Below are 16,144 nucleotides of genomic sequence, written 5' to 3'. Positions count from 1 at the left end.
CGTCGGCATCCCGCGAACGTGGCTCGCCGCCCGAGAACCATTGCCCGACTGGTTCGATCCGAAACTGCGACCGCCCAAGAACGGCCGCCTTCGCCGCTGGTTCTCCGGCCGCTGACGTCGATTATGGTGAGGCCGTGGGGATTACCGAGTACGCGCCGGGTGACGTCGTGCAGTTTCCCGATGGGCCGTTCAGCGGTATCTGTGCGGTCGTGCAAGAGGTCGATGCGCGAACCGCGAAGTTGCGCATCGTCTTCAGCGAGGGGACCGCGCATCGCGAGGGCGGCGTGCTGCGCGAGCGACGGCACAGCCTGACCGTCGGATACGACGAGGTCGAGCTGGTTCAGGTCGCGACAAACGGGGGTTAGAATCGAGCTCACCCGATCGGTCCGGGGTGAGCACATGCCCGTCGAATTCTTGCACCAGACAACGACGTCCGCGTTCGGCGCGGTGCCGCTGTATCTGATATTCGTCGTGGTCGAGGTGATCGCGGTCCGCGTGCTCGAACCCACGCCGGTCGGCCGGCCGGGCAGAGGGTATGGGCTGGTCGACACCGTGAACAGCCTCGCGCTCGGGCTCGGCTCGGTGATCATTCACGCCGTCACCGAGATCGGGCCGCTGGTCTGGGGCATCTCGGCGCTGTACGTCCTCACCCCGCTGAAAATGCCTACGACGCAGTGGTGGAGCTGGGCGCTGGCGTTGCTCGGCTACGACCTGCTCTACTACATCCGGCATCGCGCCAGCCACCGCGTCCGGCTGCTCTGGGCGGGACACCAGGTGCACCACTCCAGCCAGTACTTCAATCTCGCCGTGGCGCTGCGCCGGAAATGGGCTCCGCCTTGGCAATTGGCGTTCAACATCCCGCTGGCCCTGCTCGGCTTCTCCCCGGCGATGATCGGCGCCGCGATCACCATCGATCTGACCTACCAGTTCTTCCTGCACACCGAGACCGTCGGCCGATTGCCGCGCTGGCTCGAGTTCGTCTTGAACACCCCCTCGCACCACCGGGTCCACCACGGCAGCGACGCCGACTACCTCGACCACAACTACGGTGCCGTGCTCATCGTCTGGGACCGCCTCTTCGGCACCTTCGTCCCCGAAACCCACCCGGCCACTTACGGTTTGACCCGGAACATCGCCAGCGACAACCCGCTGCGGATCGGCCTCAGCGGCTACCGCGATATCCTGCACGACCTGCGCGACGCCCATACCTGGCGCGAACGTCTCGGCTACGTCTTCCTGCCACCGGGCCGGCCGCCGATAAACGACAACTGCGCCACCGTCGACAGGTGGCGCAGTTGGTTTTACACGTGATTCACCCGGCGGTGGAACCTACTGGGCGGCGTTCTCCCGCTTCGGCAACTTCCAGCCCGGCCGGGGGAAGTGGCAGGTGTAGCCGTTCGGGTAACGTTCCAGGTAGTCCTGGTGTTCGGGCTCGGCCTCCCAGAACTCGCTCGCCGGGGTCACCTCGGTGACCACCTGTCCTGGCCAGAGGCCGGAGGCGTTCACGTCGGCGATGGTGTCCAGCGCGACCCGCTTCTGATCCTCGTCGAGGTAGAAGATCGCCGAGCGGTAGCTGGTGCCGATGTCGTTGCCCTGACGGTCCTTCGTGGTCGGGTCGTGGATCTGGAAGAAGAACTCCAGCAGCGCCCGGTAGTCGGTTTGCGCCGGGTCGTAGCTGATCTCCAAGGCCTCGGCGTGGCCGGGGTGGTTGCGGTAGGTGGGGTGGTCGTTGCTGCCGCCGGTGTAGCCGACCCGCGTCGACAACACTCCCGGCTGCTTGCGGAGCAGGTCCTCCATGCCCCAGAAACAACCGCCGGCCAGAATCGCCTTGCGCGTGTCGGTCACGCGTCCTCCTTCGTGAACAGGGTGCGGTACTGCCCGTATCCTTGCGCCTCGAGGTCGTCGAGGTGGATGAAGCGCAGCGCCGCCGAGTTGATGCAGTACCGCAGGCCGCCCGCTTCGCGCGGCCCGTCGGTGAAGACATGCCCGAGGTGGCTGTCGCCGTGCGCCGAACGGGCTTCGGTGCGGATCATCAGGTGGCTGAGGTCTCGCTTCTCGACCACGTTCGTGGCGTCGATCGGCTTGGTGAAACTCGGCCAGCCCGACCCGCTGTCGAACTTGTCGACCGAGGCGAACAACGGCTCACCGGACACCACATCGACGTAGATGCCTGGTTCATGATTGTCCCAGTACTCGCCCGTGAACGCGCGCTCGGTCCCGTTCTCCTGGGTGACGTGGTACTGCTCAGGTGACAGGGCGGCGAGCGCCGCGGGATTCCTGTTGTATTCCTGTGCCACATGACCTCCTCTTGTCGGCCCCACGTATAACCCTTGTCCCGGGCGGGAAAGTCCACGCCCGGCGGCACGTCACACTTCGGTCATAATTGTCCGCCATCGCGCCCGCGCGCGTCGGAGAAGGCCCCGTCGCTCAGCAGCGGAACGACCTGGCTGCCGTCGATCTCGACGGCGATCGCGACGTCGTCGGCGAATCCGATGTCCGCCAATTCGCGGCCGGACGCGCACTGCGTAATGAGACCCGGTACGTCGTCGATTGCGTCGTACATCGTCTTGGCCGCCGACGCCTCCGGTGACAGCGGCCCCGCACCCAGCCGGGCGAGCGCGGACACCACCGCGGCGGCCCCGAACCAATCCTCGAGGGCGGGCCGGAGCACGGCCTGCCCCGGCCAATGCTCACCGGCGGCGATCACCGAGATCGGCCGCTCTGCCGTACCCCAACCCTGCTCAACGATCCAATCGGCCACCGCGGCGGCATTGCGCAGACAAGCCGCCAGCACCGGCACCCCGCCGACGGCGGCCGAGATGGCCGACCCATTCGGCGAGGGCAAGACCAGGCGGGCCGGCGCGGGCGCGCGACGCAGTGCCGCCGGAGACAGCGACCACGGCCGCGCGGCGGAGACGGCTGTGCGCCCGACGGCCAGCTCCGCGTCGTGGTCGGCCGCGAACGTTGCCGCGGTCTCGTTCCGCGACGGATAGGGGAGCACCCGCGTCCCCGCGTCGACGGCGACCGAGACCGAGGTGGTGAACGAGAGCACGTCGACCACGACGAGGGCCGCACTGTCGGGCCCCAGCGCCCGCGCACCCGCCAACCCCCATTCGATCCGCACTCCCCACGGAAGCTGCTTCGACCACTCCGGTATACCGATCTCGGACATCCTGTCGCCACTAGGTTTTCGCGCCGCACAACGACAAGGCCCCTGCCGAAGCAGGGGCCCGATCGATCCGATCGTCAGAAGAAGTACGCGGTACCCGACGAGCTGCCGGTGCCGTAACCCATGCTCTTGAGCCAGTTGCGGAAGGCGATGAGGGCGTTGCCGACCGGCCCGGGGTCGGAGCAGGAGCCGCCGACCGAGGAGAAGGTGCAGCCGTCGTCGGCGATCGTCGATGTCCCGGTCGCGGCGGGCTGACCGGTGTCCGCGGTGGCGGTGGCCGAGCCGGTCATCACGCCGGCGATCAGGCCGCCGGCCACCACGACGCCGCCGATGCCGCGCTTCCATTGCACTGTGCTGATAGTTCTACCCATCCCACCGAACCTACCGTGCGCCGAAAGTGTTTGTCCCGCAGCGCCCCGCGAACGCCGGGCTACCCCAGGTGAGCCGCCTCGATCACGACCGGCGCGGCGGGCAGGCCGTCGCGCGGGCCGCGTTCGGTCGGCGTAATGCCTGCGGCGACCATTCGGTCGAGCACGTCCATGCCGCTGACCACCTGGCCGAGCACCGAGTAGTTGGCGGGGATGTGCGCGAAGGAGTGCACGATGAAGAACTCGCTGCCGTTGGTGCCCGGCCCCTGATTGCCCATGGCGACGGTGCAGCGCTCGTAGGTCTCGGTGCCGTCGACCTCGTCGGGGAACTGGTAGCCGGGGCCGCCCTTCTCCACCTCGTGGATGTCGCCGCACTGCAGCACGCCGAGGCGGGCGCTGTCGGTCAGCCGCCAGCACTGGCTCTGGTCGTAGAAGCGTTGCAGCACAAGGCTTGCCATGTTCTGCACGCCGCACGGCGCGGCGCCCGCGCGGTTGAGCCGCACGGTCACCGGGCCGTAGTTGAACTGGAACGTCACGTCCATGGTGCCCACCGCCAACGCGACCGGCGGCGGCGCGACCACCGGCCGGGCGGCCGGATTGTCCGGCGCGGTCGGCGTGAAACTACAGGTCACCACGGGCGGCCCGGCGACGGCCTGGCCGGCGCCGGTGACCAGCCCGGACAGCGAGAGAACGGAGATGGCGAGCGCGGCGCCCCAGCGTGGATTCATAGCGAGCAAACTAGCCGATGGCACCGAAACGCGTTCGCCAAAGCGGCAATTCGACCAGCGTGATAGATGTTCGCTACCGCGCGGCGGCGAGCGCGGGCGTGAGTCCCTCGGCGCCGAACAGCTGCTGGGGGTCGGTCACCTGCTGACCGTTGACGAACACCGACGGGGTGGACTTGATGCCGCCCGCGAGGTTCTCCTTGGTCTTCGCCCGCAGGAACGGGTCGTACTTGCGCTCGGTAATGCACTGCGCCACTGCGGGATCGGCGTACCCCGCGTCCCTGGCGATCTCGATGAGCCGCTCGTCGGGCAGGCCGTCGCCGCCCTCGGCGGGCTGCTGGTCGAACATCGACGCCAGCCAGGACTGGTACCGCGCCGGGTCGGACTCGGCGACGCAGTACGACGCGTTGCCCGCCCGCGAGGAGTACTGCGTGGTCGAGGCGCGGTCGAGGAACGAGATGACGTTGTACTCGACGAGGACCGAGCCCGAGTTCACGGCGTCCTCGAGCACCTTGGCGTTGGCCTTCTCGAACATCTGGCACGCGGGGCACTGCAGGTCGGCGACCACCCGGACGACCACCTTCGCGCCGGGGTCACCGACGCGCACCGCGCCGTTGCCCGTGACACCGGGGGGCGCGAGCGGCAGCTGGTCGGCGACCGGAACCTGGCTCGCGTTCTGCACCGCCTTCGGCTTGCCGACGACGTCCCGCCCGAGATCGCGCGCCACCAGCCCGACGCAGACCGCCACGACGAGCGCGAACAGCACCCCGCCCGCCACGAGCCCGACCAGAACCTTGCGGTTGTGCGCGGCGCGCTCGGACTCGGAGGGGAGAGTCGACCAGCCACCCTGCGTGGTGTTCACCGTGTAATCCCCCGTGCCTCTCGCCAATTCAACAGTTCCGCCCCGTCACGATAGTGGGTCGCGCGCCGGAAACGTAGGGTGGACCGGTGATTCGCACAGCCGCGTTGGCCCACGTCAGGGATCGCCGCCTGTTGCAGGCGCGTTCGATCGGCAAGGAAGTGTTCTACATGGCGGGCGGGAAGATCGATCCCGGCGAGACGCCCGAACTCGCGCTGCATCGGGAGGTGCGCGAGGAACTCGGGGTCGGCGTCGTGTCCTTCGACCGGCTGGGCGTGTTCGAGGCCGAGGCCTACGGGCACAGCTCCGGCACCCGGCTGCACATGACCTGCTTCACCGCCGAACTCGACGGCGAGCCCGAGCCGACCAGCGAGATCGCCGAGCTGCGCTACTTCACGGTGCGCGAGTACGCCGGGATGGATCACGTCGCGCCCGGCTCGATGCTGGTGTTCCGCAGGCTGCACGAGCTCGGCGTCATCGACTGGTAGGTCACCGGTCGAGCGGGAACCTGGCGTCGAGGGCGGTCCGGTCGCCGAGGCCGAAGTTCATGACGAGGTCGTCGGCCACCTGGATGAGCACGTCGCGCCCCTCGACCGTGGTCACCCAGTCCATCGGCAGCGCGGACAGCCCGTGCACCGCGCCGATCAGGTTGCCCGCCACCGCGCCGGTGGAGTCGGAGTCGCCGGAGTGGTTCACCGACAGCAGCAGGCCCGCGCGCGGGTCGCCGGTGCGGGCCGCGTGCAGCGCGCAGTGGACCGCGACGGCCAGGCACTCCTCGGCGATCCAGCCCGCGCCGACCAGCTCCACGTTCTCCGCCGACGGCGTCTCCTCGGCCAGCTCGACGGCGCGTGTCAACGCGCTCACCGTCTCCTGGCTCGCCGGGAACCCCTCGAGCTGAACGATGGTCTGGCGCACCGCGTTCGGCAGGTCGTCCCCGCTCACCACCCGATCGAGCAGCGCCGCGAACGCACCCGCGGCGAGATAGCCGGTCGGGTGTCCGTGGGTCAGCTGCGCGGCCCGCGCCGCCGTGGTGAAGGCCTGGTCCGCCCCCATGCCCGCCAATCCGAAGGGCGCGGACCGCATTACCGTGCCGCACCCTTTCGAATTCGAGTTCACCGGACCGGGCTCGCCGAACGGCGCGGGCTCGAGGAGATCCAGCGCCTGTCGCCGCAGACCGGAGGTGCACGCGTTCCCGGGCGCCCGCGAGGCGTACAGGAACGGCAGGCTCGCCAGCCAGCCGTCACTGCCCGCCGCGGGCGCCTCCTCTTGCTGGGTGGTCAACCAGCGCAGGTAGGCTCGCCGCAGCGCGGGCAGCGGATCGGTCCCCGCCGCCGTGCGCAACAGCCCCTCCGCCGTGAACAGGGTCATCTGCGTGTCGTCGGTGATCTCCTGCGGTGCGTCCGTATTGTGTTGCGGCACAAAGCCGATGACGCCGGAGTCCCCGTACCGGTCGCGGATCTGCGCCAACTTCAGGAACTCGAGGGGCCACCCCAGCGCGTCCCCGACGGCCCCACCCACCAGGGATCCCCGGACCCGGTCGAATATCGTCGCGTAATCCACCATAAGACACCATCATTACCGATCGTCGTGGCCGGTGATTGTTCAGCTCGGCCGGCGCCGCAGTCGCGCCGCCAGCCACAGCACCACCCCGTAACCGAACATCATGTCCGCGCCCGACACCAGCGCGGCCGTCGGAAAGACGATAGCGTGGCGCAGGCCCGCGTCGGACAGCTCGCGCATGCGCGCCAGAATCTGTGGGGGAGTGCCGATCATGAGCCAGTCGTGCAGGACCTCGTCCGGCACCTGGGCGATCGCCTCCTGCACCTCGGCCTTGGTCAGCCGGTGCGGCATCAGGTCGATCAGACCCCGGAAGCCTTCTCCCATCGGATGTTTCGCGCCGTGGCGCGCCCACACCGCGTCCGGCGCGAGCAGGCCGAGGTAACGGACGGCCGGGGCGCGCAGCAGCCGCCGCAGCCCGGACTGTGTTCGCGCGGTGAGCATCTGGATCATCTGGGCGGGGACGATGTCGTCCGGATCGCGACCGGCCGCGCGGGCGGCGGTGTGCACCAGCTTCAGTCATCGCTGATACTCGTCCGGCGACATCGTCTCCCACGGATACCACCCGTCGGCGTAGCGCCCGGTCAGTTCGAGCATGCGCGGCCGGTGCGCGCCCAGCCAGATCTGCGGCATCCGGTCGGCCGGTGCGGTCAAATCCATTGGCGCGCCGTCTATTCGGTAGTACTTGCCGGTGAAGTCGATGGCCTCGGTCTCGGTGAACGCCGCGCGGATCACCCGCAGCGCCTCCTCGAGCCGATCGACCGGCCGATTCCACGCGAACCCGTACGGGTCGAGATTCTCGGTCTCGCCGGAGCCGAGGCCGAGAATGGGCGGCGTCTTCGTCATGTGCGCCAGCGTGAGAAACGTCTGCGCCAGCAGCACCGGATGCCTGCGGTGCGGGTCGGTCACCCCGACGCCGAGCTGCACCCGGCCCGCCCCCGCCGCCACATGCGCGAGCAGCGGCGCGTAGTCGAACTGCTCGTCCGGGCTGCGGAGCGTCTTCGCCTGCGGCGTGAAGTCGGTGTCCCAGATCGCCCGCGGGAACACGCTGATCAAATGATCCGGCGCGAGCACCGTGTCCAGCCGGCCGAGCCGGGCCAGCCGGACCACGAACCGCGCGCCGCCGAGCGGTGGATTGACCCCGGCCATCGTGCCGACGGCGAACGAGCGAGAACTGCGCGAATCCGGCACCGTGGTCTCCTCCCGACCTGCGTGCCGCGTCGGGCACGCCACCGATTATCCCGGCGACCCCCGCCCGCGTCCCGCGATTCGCCTGTCCCGGTGGGCAATTGGCAGCCATCCGGGGGCAAACGAAACCAGGCCGGCCCCGCGGGACCGGCCTGGCTCAGTAGACGCGGATCAGCGCAGATCGAACCGATCGTTGTCGACCACCTTCACCCACGCGGCGATGAAGTCATTGACGAAGCGCGGGCCGGCGTCCTGCTGGGCGTACACCTCCGCCACGGCGCGCAGCACCGAGTGCGACCCGAACACCAGGTCGTTCGCGGTCGCCGTCCAGGTGGCCTGGCCGGTGCGCCGGTCGGTGCCCTGGTAGACGTTCTCGGCCGTCTCCGACGCCTTCCACTCGGTGTTCTGGTCGAGCAGGTTGACGAAGAAGTCGTTCGTCAGGGTGCCCGGCCGGTCGGTGAACACGCCGTGCTCGGTGCCGCCGTAGTTGGCGCCGAGGGCACGCAGGCCGCCGACCAGCACCGTCAGCTCGGGCGCGGTCACGTCGAGCATGTAGGCCCGGTCGAGCAGCAGCCGCTCCAGCGGCGCCTTCTCGCCGACGCGCACGTAGTTGCGGAACCCGTCGGCGCGCGGCTCGAGCACCGCGAACGACTCGACGTCGGTGTTCTCCTGCGTCGCGTCCGTGCGCCCCGGCGCGAACGGCACCGTGACGTCGTGGCCCGCGTCCTTGGCCGCCTTCTCGATGGCCGCGGAGCCGGCGAGGATGATCAGGTCGGCCAGCGACACCTTCTTGCCGCCCGTGGCCGAGCCGTTGAAGTCCTGCTGGATCTGCTCGAGCACCGGCAGCACCTTGGCCAGCTCGGCGGGCTCGTTGACCTCCCAGTTCTTCTGCGGCTCCAGCCGGATCCGCGCGCCGTTCGCGCCGCCGCGCTTGTCGGTGCTGCGGAAGCTGGCCGCCGACGACCACGCCGTCTTGACCAGCTGCGCGACCGAGAGGCCGGACTCGAGCACCTTGCCCTTGAGCGCCGCGATGTCCTGCTCGTCGATCAGCTCGTGGTCGACGTCGGGCACCGGGTCCTGCCAGAGCTGCGGCTCCGGAACCCACGGCCCGAGGTAGCGGCTGATCGGGCCCATGTCGCGGTGCAGCAGCTTGTACCAGGCCTTGGCGAACGCCTCGGACAGCTCCTCCGGATGATCCAGCCAGCGCCGGGTGATCTCCCGGTAGGTCGGATCCTCGCGCAGGGCCAGGTCCGTGGTGAGCATGGTCGGCGCGCGGCCCGGTCCGCCGAACGGATCGGGGATGGTGCCCGCGCCCGCGCCGTCCTTGGGCTGCCACTGCCACGCGCCCGCGGGGCTCTTGGTGAGCTCCCACTCGTAGCCGTACAGGTTCTGCAGGAAGCCGTTGCCCCACTTGGTCGGGGTGGAGGTCCAGACGACCTCGAGGCCGCTGGTGATCGCGTCCGCGCCCTTGCCGGTGCCGTGCGCGCTCTTCCAGCCGAGGCCCTGCTGCTCGATCGGGGCGGCCTCGGGCTCGGCGCCGACCAGCTCGGGGTTGCCCGCGCCGTGGGTCTTGCCGAAGCTGTGCCCGCCCACGATGAGCGCGGCGGTCTCCTCGTCGTTCATGGCCATGCGGCCGAACGTCTCACGGATGTCGCGCGCGGCCGCCACCGGATCCGGCCTGCCGTTGGGGCCCTCCGGGTTCACGTAGATCAGGCCCATCTGCACGGCGCCGAGCGGGCCGGCCAGCTCGCGGTCGCCGCTGTAGCGCTCGTCGCCGAGCCAGGTGTCCTCCGGACCCCAGAACATCTCCTCCGGCTCCCAGATGTCGGGGCGGCCGAAGCCGAAGCCGAAGGTCTGGAAGCCCATCGACTCCAGTGCCACGTTGCCCGCGAACACCAGCAGGTCGGCCCAGGAGATCTTGGTGCCGTACTTCTGCTTGACCGGCCACAGCAGGCGGCGGGCCTTGTCCAGGTTGGCGTTGTCGGGCCAGCTGTTGAGCGGCGCGAAGCGCTGCGCGCCCTGCCCGCCGCCGCCGCGTCCGTCGGCGATCCGATAGGTGCCCGCCGCGTGCCAGCTCATCCGGATGAACAGGCCGCCGTAGTTGCCGTAGTCGGCCGGCCACCAGTCCTGCGAGTTGGTCAGGACGGCCGCGACGTCGGCCTTGAGGGCGTCGACGTCGAGCTTCGCGAACTCCGCGGCGTAGTCGAAGTCCTCGCCGAGCGGGTTGCTCTTGGACGAGTGGGCGTGCAGCACCGAGACGTCGATCTGCTCGGGCCACCAGTCGCGGTTCGTGCGCGGCCGGTGGTCGGTTTTGGGCTCGGGGGACGGGATCGCCGGGTTTTCACTCTCGCTGGCGCTGCTCGTCTCGGTGTCGGGAGTGGGTGGGCGGCTGTCGGAGGTCACGACATTCCTTCCTGAATTAGATGGTGCGGGCTGATGTCAGGGACGGTTCGGCGCGGCCTGCGCGGCCGCACAGTCGGGGCACAGGCCCCAGTAGATGACCTCGGCCTCGTCGATGGCGAAGCCACTGTCATCGGAGGCGGTCAGGCAGGGCGCCTCGCCGATCGCGCAGTCGACGTCGGCGATGCGCCCACACGATCGGCACACGACGTGGTGATGGTTGTCGCCCACCCGCGTCTCGTAGCGCGCGACCGACCCCGACGGCTGGATGCAGCGGAGCAGACCGGCGGCGGTGAGCGTGTGCAACGAGTCGTACACCGCCTGGTGCGACACCGCGGACAGGCGGGAACGGACGGCGCGGATGATCGAGTCGGTGTCCGCGTGCGGATGATCGTGCACCGCGCTCAGCACCGCGACACGGGGAGCGGTCACGCGCAGCGAAACTCCCCGCAGCATCTGCTGGAATTCCATGGCCGTCGGCACGCACGAAAGTCTTGTCCCTGATCTGGAATGAGTCAAGGCTTTGCGGCACATCCGGTTTACCGCCCGCTGGACGGCGCCCGCCCGGGTTGTCGATGACCGTTGACACGCAAACCCCTAGCTGCCAACGTATCGAAGGACCGTGCGGTCCGGCGATCCCGCCGGGCGCCTCGGTGTAGTCGAATCGGAGTGCTCTATGGGTTTTCTCGAGCCCGACCTGCCCGTGGTCGATATGGCGGAGTGGAGCAAAGGCACTCGGGGCGAACGGATTCGGCCGATGGCCAGGCACTGGGCCGAGGTGGGGTTCGGGACGCCGGTCGCGCTGCATCTGTTCTACGTCGGCAAGATCTGCCTCTACGTGCTCGGCGCCTGGCTGATCGTGTTGTGCACCAAGGGGATCGACGGATTCGCGCGCGTCGGCGACTGGTGGTCGGAGCCGATCGTCTTCCAGAAGGTCGTGCTGTACACGCTGCTGTTCGAGGTGGTCGGGCTCGGGTGCGGGTTCGGCCCGCTGAACAACCGGTTCTTCCCGCCGCTGGGCTCGATCCTGTATTGGTTGCGGCCCAAAACGATTCGGCTGCCGCCGTGGCCCGAGCGGGTCCCGTTCACCAGGGGCACCGACCGAACGCTGGTGGACGTCGCGCTGTACGCGGCGCTGCTGGTGCTGACGGCGATCGCGTTGCTGTCCAACGGAACCGGGCCGATACCGGAGTTTACGACCACGGTGGGGCTGTTGCCCGCGTGGCAGACCTGGGCGATCCTCGGGTCGCTCGCGGCGATCGGGTTGCGCGACAAGGTGATTTTCCTGGCGGCCCGCGGGGAGGTGTACGCGCCGCTGGCGCTGGCCTTCCTGTTCACCGGCGTCGACGTGATCGTCGCCGCCAAGGTGGTTTTCGTGGTCATCTGGATGGGCGCGGCGACGTCGAAGCTGAACAAGCACTTCCCGTTCGTGGTGTCCACGATGATGTCGAACAGCCCGGTGTTCCGGCGAAAGTCGCTCAAGCGCAAGTTCTTCGAGGATTTCCCCGACGATCTGCGACCGGGACGGCTCGCGCGCGTCTTCGCGCACGGGGCGACCGTTGTCGAGATGCTGGTCCCACTGGTGCTGTTCTTCTCGCACGGCGGCTGGCCGACCGCGATCGCCGCGATCGTGATGATCGGCTTCCATCTCGGCATCCTGACGGCCGTGCCGATGGGAGTTCCCTTGGAGTGGAACGTTTTCATGATCTTCGGGGTGCTGGCGCTGTTCGTCGCGCACGCCGATCTCGGCCTGCGCGATCTGCACGACCCCGCGCTGGTCGCGGCGCTCTTCCTCGTGATCGCGGGCATCGTCGTCGCGGGAAACCTTTTCCCGCACAAGATTTCGTTCCTGCCCGGCATGCGCTACTACGCCGGCAACTGGGACACGACGATGTGGTGCGTCAAACCATCGGCCGCGGCCAAGATCGGCGCGGGCATCGTGGCCATCGCGAGCATGCCGCAGGCGCAGTTGGAGCGGTTCTACGGCAAGGACCGCGCGCAGATCCCGATGTACATGGGCTACGCCTTCCGCGCCATGAACACCCACGGGCGCGCGCTGTTCACCCTGGTGCACCGCGCCATGCCCGAAGGGCGCGAGCACGAGTACGTCCTGACCGACGGCGAGCGGATATGCAGCACCGCGGTCGGCTGGAACTTCGGCGACGGCCACATGCACAATGAGCAACTCATCGCCGCCATGCAGCAGCGCTGCCGATTCGAACCCGGCGAGGTCCGCGTCGTCCTGCTCGACGCCCAGCCGATCCACAAGGGCACCCAGGAGTATCGCCTCGTCGACGCCGCCACCGGCGAGTTCGAGCGCGGCGTCGTGTACGTCGCCGACATGGTGACGCGCCAACCCTGGGCCGACGACGTACCGGTGCACGTCCGCGGTTCCGCGGCCCGCTAGCCCGGCGTCTCGCCGCGGTCCGGCAGCATCGGCCGCATGAATGTGCGGTCGTACCGCAGTACGCAGCCGCTCTCGTCCCTGATGCGATCGGCCGCGACGAAGTCGGGATCGACCCCGAACAGCGCTCGATACTGTTCGTACGCGGCCAGACTGGCGAAGCTGAACAACGCGATCGCCTTGTCGCTCGCGCCCTCCGAGGGCAGGAAGTAGCCGTGGTGCGTGCCGCCGTGGCGCTCGACGAGCGCCATCCACCGTCGGCCGAATCGCTCGAACGCCTCGATCTTCGCGGGATCGATCACATACTCCACAACACAGGTGATCACGCCGTCAGCCTACGGCCGCGCGGTGTGGGCAACCGCTGGGCATTGTGTTCTGGATCACAGACTGTTTGGTGTACGGGGGCCCGGGCATACCGCTCGACGGCGCACAGGGCGTCATCGCAACGGTGCATCGGAAGGATCGGTATCTGTGGTGGTTTTGCTGCTGGTGGGGATCGGTACTGCGTCGGCCGGCGTGATCGCGGCCCACGGTCTGGTGGTCGCCGCGCACCTGGCGCAGCGTCGCCCCGCGCCGCGTAGCCGGGCCGTTGCCATGGACGCCCCCGCCGCCGCCCCGCGCGTCTCCGCCTAGTCCGAGCGTCGAACCCGTTCCGCCGCCGGCTCGTCTGACGTGTCGGCTGTTCGGCCGATGGTGTGACCTCGTTCCGGCGAGGAATCTGGGAGAGGCAACGGAGACCGCCGGCTGACCGGGTCACGTCAGCCGGAATCGCGAAGAGGTGCGCACGATGGCGGAGCACATTCTCTCACCCGAACAGGCGCCGGCCGGACGGCGGATGGCCGCGTGGGCCATCGATTTCGCCCTGATCCTGGGATGGCCGCGCTGCTCGCCTCGGTGACGCACTATCGGATCGCCGACTACCTGTCGGACTGGCCGGGACTCGCCCAGTCCGGCGGCTGGGATCTGTTCCGCGCGAACGGCGATTGGGGCGGCGCGGGAAAAGCGTTCGGCCGCGACGTTTTCGGTGAGATCCTGCTGCTGATCGGTGAGGCGTTCGTCGTCCTCGTGCTGAGCGTGTTCGCGTATCAGTTCGCGGCACTGGCCTGGAAGGGCCGCACGCTCGGAAAGTTCTTGCTCGACATCCGAGTCCACTCACTCACCGATTCGCGGGGCCGCCTGAGCAGGTGGCAGGCGGCCCGCCGGGCGGCCGCGAGCACCGTGGTCGACGTCGGCCTGTACTCGGCGGCCTGCGTCGCCTTGCTCGCGGGCAAATTCGTGCTGTCCCTTGTCCTTTGGGTGGCGGCCGTCTCGGCTCTGGTGCTGAACGCCGTTCCGCTGGCGGGCGGCAGAACCGCGATCGATCGCCTCGCCGGGACCACGGTCGTGCGCGCCGGGCTCTACCGCAAATCCTGGCAGGCGGCCCGGGACGCCGCGATCCTCGAACGCGGCACCCAGGGCGCGCAGGTCGGCATGGAACGCGTGCAGGCCGTCACCGACGCGATGAAGCAGCAGGCCCAGCAACTCGCCGAGGACGAGCGACTCCGGCGGCTGCGCGAATCCGCGCGATCCGCCCCGCTGCGCAGGCTCGGCCAGGACGCGGGGCGGCACACCGGCGAGGCCGCCAGGCAGCTGCTCGACTCCGACCGGGGACAGCAGGCGCAGGACGCCGCCAAGCGGGTCGGCGCGAATCTGCGTGCCGCCTATGGCAAACGACGTCGCACGCGTTCTTGAGTCTTACGCTTCAATGCGCGCCGCGGCTGTGAGGTCGAGGCCGCCCGCCGGGGCGTCGATCCGAACGCGCACCGGCGCATGGGCCGGTCGATCGTCCCGCGTCGGAAACCACACTCGCTCGGGGTCCACCAGAATCACCAGTCCCTCGTGGTCCCCGACCGGCGTGAAGCTCGCCAGCCGCGGCGTGAAGGGCTGGAGGCCAAAGGTTTTCCCGAGTTCGCCCACCGCTTGCTCGACGTCGGGCACGCCGATGCCGACCTCGCTGATCGACAGGGGTCGAGGCGTGTCCCCGGTGCTCGCCGGGGCCGCGGCGTCGGCCTGGCGAGCGATGAACTCGAGCAGGATCCCGTCGGGACCGCGGAAGTAGACCGAGCGCGAATCCCAGCCCGGGGGACCGTCGATGGCGTCGGAGCCGTCCACCTCGAGCAGCTCCACCCGCCCGCGCAACCACGTCCGCGCGGGCTCGAAATCGTCTGGGGAAATGCCGAACGCCAGATGATGCACGCCCTCGAACCGCTCGCCCCGGCGCAGGACGAGCCTGCTGAATCCCACCTCGACGGTCACCAGATCGGGTTCGGCCGTGACCGGAAATGCCGGCACGTTGCGGTAGAAGTCGGCCGCCGCATCGAGATCCGTTGTGCTGACGGCAACTTCGCGAATCCTCATGGCATATCCCTTCTGTTCCATTCGATCTAGAACGACGCTAGAACCTGAAGTGCTATTCAGGTCAACTGAATCGTTGCCGCACATGACCTTTGGGTATCCGCCGGGTGGCCGGTGATTGACAGGCGGGCGAACCGGACATACAGTCCCTCCTCACAGTAATTGGAAACTTTCCTAATAGTTCGCCGCCGTGCGGTGAGCGGAGGGGTGTCACGTGACCACGCGACAGACCCTCGCAGGCACGCCGAGCCTGCTGCGCGCCATCAACGATCGCGCGGCGCTCGAGCTGCTGCTCGCCAACGGGCCGCTCTCGCGGACCCAGATCGGCACGCTCACCGGGCTTTCCAAGCCGACCGCCTCCCAGCTGCTCGGCCGCCTCGAATCCGCCGGGCTGGTCGTCCCGGTCGGCACCTCGGCGGGCGGCCCCGGCCCCAATGCGCAGCTGTACCAAGTGAATCCGGCCGCGGGCTACGTGGCGGGCATCGACGTGACGGCCGCCCGGATCCGCATCGCGGTCGCCGACATCACCGGCCGGACCCTGGCCGAGCACGAGCTGTCCACCAAGGGCTGGCCCGCGGCCGAGACCATCGCGCGGGTCGGCAAGGGCGTCGGCGAGGCGGTCGAGCTGGCCGGGCTCGCCGAGGGCGTCTGCTGCGAGGTGGTCATCGGCATCGGCGGCGCGCTCGACCCGGCGACCGGCCGGCTGCGGTACGCGACGCACCTGCCGGGCTGGCACTCGCCGCGGCTGATCGCCGAGCTCGAGGACGGCCATCGGCTGCTCGGTCTCGATCGAGAACGACGTCAACCTCGCCGCCATCGCCGAGCAGGCGCACGGCGCGGCGCAGGGCTGCGAGGATTTCGTGCTGCTCTGGACCGGGGCGGGCGTCGGCGCGGCGATCGTGATCGCGGGCCGGCTGCACCGCGGATTCCACAGCGGCGCAGGCGAAGTCGGCTACATGCCGCTGCCGGGCGCGCCGATCGTGCACGACGTCCGGCGCAAGAACTCCGGCGGCTTCCAGCAATTGGCCGGCGCCCCAGCGGTTCTCGCGCTGGCGCGCCAGCACGGGTTGACCGCGCCGA

18 protein-coding genes and 2 pseudogenes are annotated in these 16,144 nt (G+C 69.2%); 8 read left to right on the top strand and 12 right to left on the bottom strand.

Annotated elements, in window-relative coordinates; translation table 11 throughout:
* Positions 1-134: 134 nt before the first annotated feature.
* Positions 135-365, top strand: coding sequence for a KOW domain-containing RNA-binding protein (locus ON39_RS17855; protein ID WP_040735491.1), 231 nt, complete (start codon positions 135-137; stop codon positions 363-365).
* Between the two features lie 34 nt (positions 366-399).
* On the top strand, positions 400-1,311 hold the full coding sequence (locus ON39_RS17850; protein WP_051186764.1) for a sterol desaturase family protein: 912 nt from the start codon (positions 400-402) through the stop codon (positions 1,309-1,311).
* Between the two features lie 18 nt (positions 1,312-1,329).
* Here ON39_RS17850 and msrA read toward each other — a convergent pair whose 3' ends face one another.
* The 6 genes from msrA to ON39_RS17820 all read right to left on the bottom strand — a co-directional run bounded on the left by msrA (position 1,330) and on the right by ON39_RS17820 (position 5,124).
* A complete protein-coding gene (msrA, locus tag ON39_RS17845) occupies positions 1,330-1,797 on the bottom strand; it encodes a peptide-methionine (S)-S-oxide reductase MsrA (protein WP_373283698.1) in 468 nt (155 codons plus the stop codon).
* A gap of 44 nt (positions 1,798-1,841) precedes the next feature.
* Positions 1,842-2,297, bottom strand: a complete 456-nt coding sequence (gene msrB / locus ON39_RS17840; RefSeq protein ID WP_040735486.1) for a peptide-methionine (R)-S-oxide reductase MsrB — start codon at positions 2,295-2,297, stop codon at positions 1,842-1,844.
* 80 nt (positions 2,298-2,377) lie between these two features.
* Positions 2,378-3,172, bottom strand: coding sequence for a 2-phosphosulfolactate phosphatase (locus ON39_RS17835; protein ID WP_051186763.1), 795 nt, complete (start codon positions 3,170-3,172; stop codon positions 2,378-2,380).
* A 74-nt stretch (positions 3,173-3,246) separates the two neighbouring features.
* The gene (locus tag ON39_RS17830) at positions 3,247-3,540 is read right to left on the bottom strand and encodes a hypothetical protein (RefSeq protein ID WP_146251296.1); all 294 of its coding nucleotides are present in this window, start codon (positions 3,538-3,540) and stop codon (positions 3,247-3,249) included.
* A 59-nt stretch (positions 3,541-3,599) separates the two neighbouring features.
* Positions 3,600-4,265, bottom strand: a complete 666-nt coding sequence (locus ON39_RS17825; protein ID WP_040735482.1) for a peptidylprolyl isomerase — start codon at positions 4,263-4,265, stop codon at positions 3,600-3,602.
* A gap of 73 nt (positions 4,266-4,338) precedes the next feature.
* Positions 4,339-5,124: a DsbA family protein gene (locus ON39_RS17820; protein WP_040735479.1), complete on the bottom strand. Its 786-nt coding sequence runs from the start codon at positions 5,122-5,124 to the stop codon at positions 4,339-4,341.
* A gap of 86 nt (positions 5,125-5,210) precedes the next feature.
* On the opposite strand from ON39_RS17820, the gene ON39_RS17815 reads away from it, so the two are divergent.
* The gene (locus ON39_RS17815) at positions 5,211-5,609 is read left to right on the top strand and encodes an NUDIX hydrolase (protein WP_040735476.1); all 399 of its coding nucleotides are present in this window, start codon (positions 5,211-5,213) and stop codon (positions 5,607-5,609) included.
* A gap of 1 nt (position 5,610) precedes the next feature.
* Here the strand turns inward: ON39_RS17815 and ON39_RS17810 are convergent, their stop codons facing one another.
* The 4 genes and pseudogenes from ON39_RS17810 to ON39_RS17795 all read right to left on the bottom strand — a co-directional run bounded on the left by ON39_RS17810 (position 5,611) and on the right by ON39_RS17795 (position 10,722).
* Complete coding sequence (locus tag ON39_RS17810; RefSeq protein ID WP_040735474.1) at positions 5,611-6,684, bottom strand: ADP-ribosylglycohydrolase family protein; 1,074 nt, start codon at positions 6,682-6,684, stop codon at positions 5,611-5,613.
* A gap of 39 nt (positions 6,685-6,723) precedes the next feature.
* A pseudogene (locus ON39_RS50645) lies at positions 6,724-7,827 on the bottom strand (LLM class flavin-dependent oxidoreductase).
* Between the two features lie 210 nt (positions 7,828-8,037).
* The gene (gene katG / locus ON39_RS17800) at positions 8,038-10,269 is read right to left on the bottom strand and encodes a catalase/peroxidase HPI (RefSeq protein ID WP_040735472.1); all 2,232 of its coding nucleotides are present in this window, start codon (positions 10,267-10,269) and stop codon (positions 8,038-8,040) included.
* A gap of 36 nt (positions 10,270-10,305) precedes the next feature.
* On the bottom strand, positions 10,306-10,722 hold the full coding sequence (locus tag ON39_RS17795; RefSeq protein ID WP_373283697.1) for a Fur family transcriptional regulator: 417 nt from the start codon (positions 10,720-10,722) through the stop codon (positions 10,306-10,308).
* 220 nt (positions 10,723-10,942) lie between these two features.
* Between ON39_RS17795 and ON39_RS17790 the strand changes: the two genes are divergently transcribed.
* Positions 10,943-12,673 carry a DUF3556 domain-containing protein gene (locus ON39_RS17790; RefSeq protein WP_040735467.1) on the top strand — a complete coding sequence of 577 codons (1,731 nt, stop codon included), beginning with the start codon at positions 10,943-10,945 and terminating at the stop codon, positions 12,671-12,673.
* Here ON39_RS17790 and ON39_RS17785 read toward each other — a convergent pair.
* The gene (locus ON39_RS17785) at positions 12,670-12,996 is read right to left on the bottom strand and encodes an NIPSNAP family protein (protein ID WP_040735465.1); all 327 of its coding nucleotides are present in this window, start codon (positions 12,994-12,996) and stop codon (positions 12,670-12,672) included. The genes ON39_RS17790 and ON39_RS17785 overlap by 4 nt on opposite strands.
* A gap of 163 nt (positions 12,997-13,159) precedes the next feature.
* Between ON39_RS17785 and ON39_RS48860 the strand changes: the two genes are divergently transcribed.
* Together ON39_RS48860 and ON39_RS45965 are read left to right on the top strand one after the other, a co-directional pair.
* Entirely contained in the window at positions 13,160-13,303 is a 144-nt protein-coding gene (locus ON39_RS48860) for a hypothetical protein (RefSeq protein ID WP_157195489.1), read from the top strand.
* Between the two features lie 240 nt (positions 13,304-13,543).
* Positions 13,544-14,401 carry an RDD family protein gene (locus ON39_RS45965; RefSeq protein ID WP_051186760.1) on the top strand — a complete coding sequence of 286 codons (858 nt, stop codon included), beginning with the start codon at positions 13,544-13,546 and terminating at the stop codon, positions 14,399-14,401.
* 3 nt (positions 14,402-14,404) lie between these two features.
* On the opposite strand, the gene ON39_RS17775 is transcribed toward ON39_RS45965, so the two are convergent.
* Positions 14,405-15,151: a VOC family protein gene (locus ON39_RS17775; RefSeq protein ID WP_157195488.1), complete on the bottom strand. Its 747-nt coding sequence runs from the start codon at positions 15,149-15,151 to the stop codon at positions 14,405-14,407.
* 127 nt (positions 15,152-15,278) lie between these two features.
* On the opposite strand from ON39_RS17775, the pseudogene ON39_RS51465 reads away from it, so the two are divergent.
* Together ON39_RS51465 and ON39_RS51460 are read left to right on the top strand one after the other, a co-directional pair.
* Positions 15,279-15,416: pseudogene (locus tag ON39_RS51465) on the top strand (sugar kinase); the annotation flags it as partial.
* A 418-nt stretch (positions 15,417-15,834) separates the two neighbouring features.
* On the top strand, positions 15,835-16,144 hold a 310-nt coding region (locus ON39_RS51460), incomplete at its 3' end, for an ROK family protein (RefSeq protein ID WP_373283696.1).

It is taken from the genome of Nocardia tenerifensis NBRC 101015, from assembly GCF_000308715.1.
Lineage (GTDB): Bacteria > Actinomycetota > Actinomycetes > Mycobacteriales > Mycobacteriaceae > Nocardia > Nocardia tenerifensis.
The sequence above is the reverse complement of the archived record's forward strand: the minus strand, read 5'-3'. Positions and strand labels throughout refer to the sequence as shown.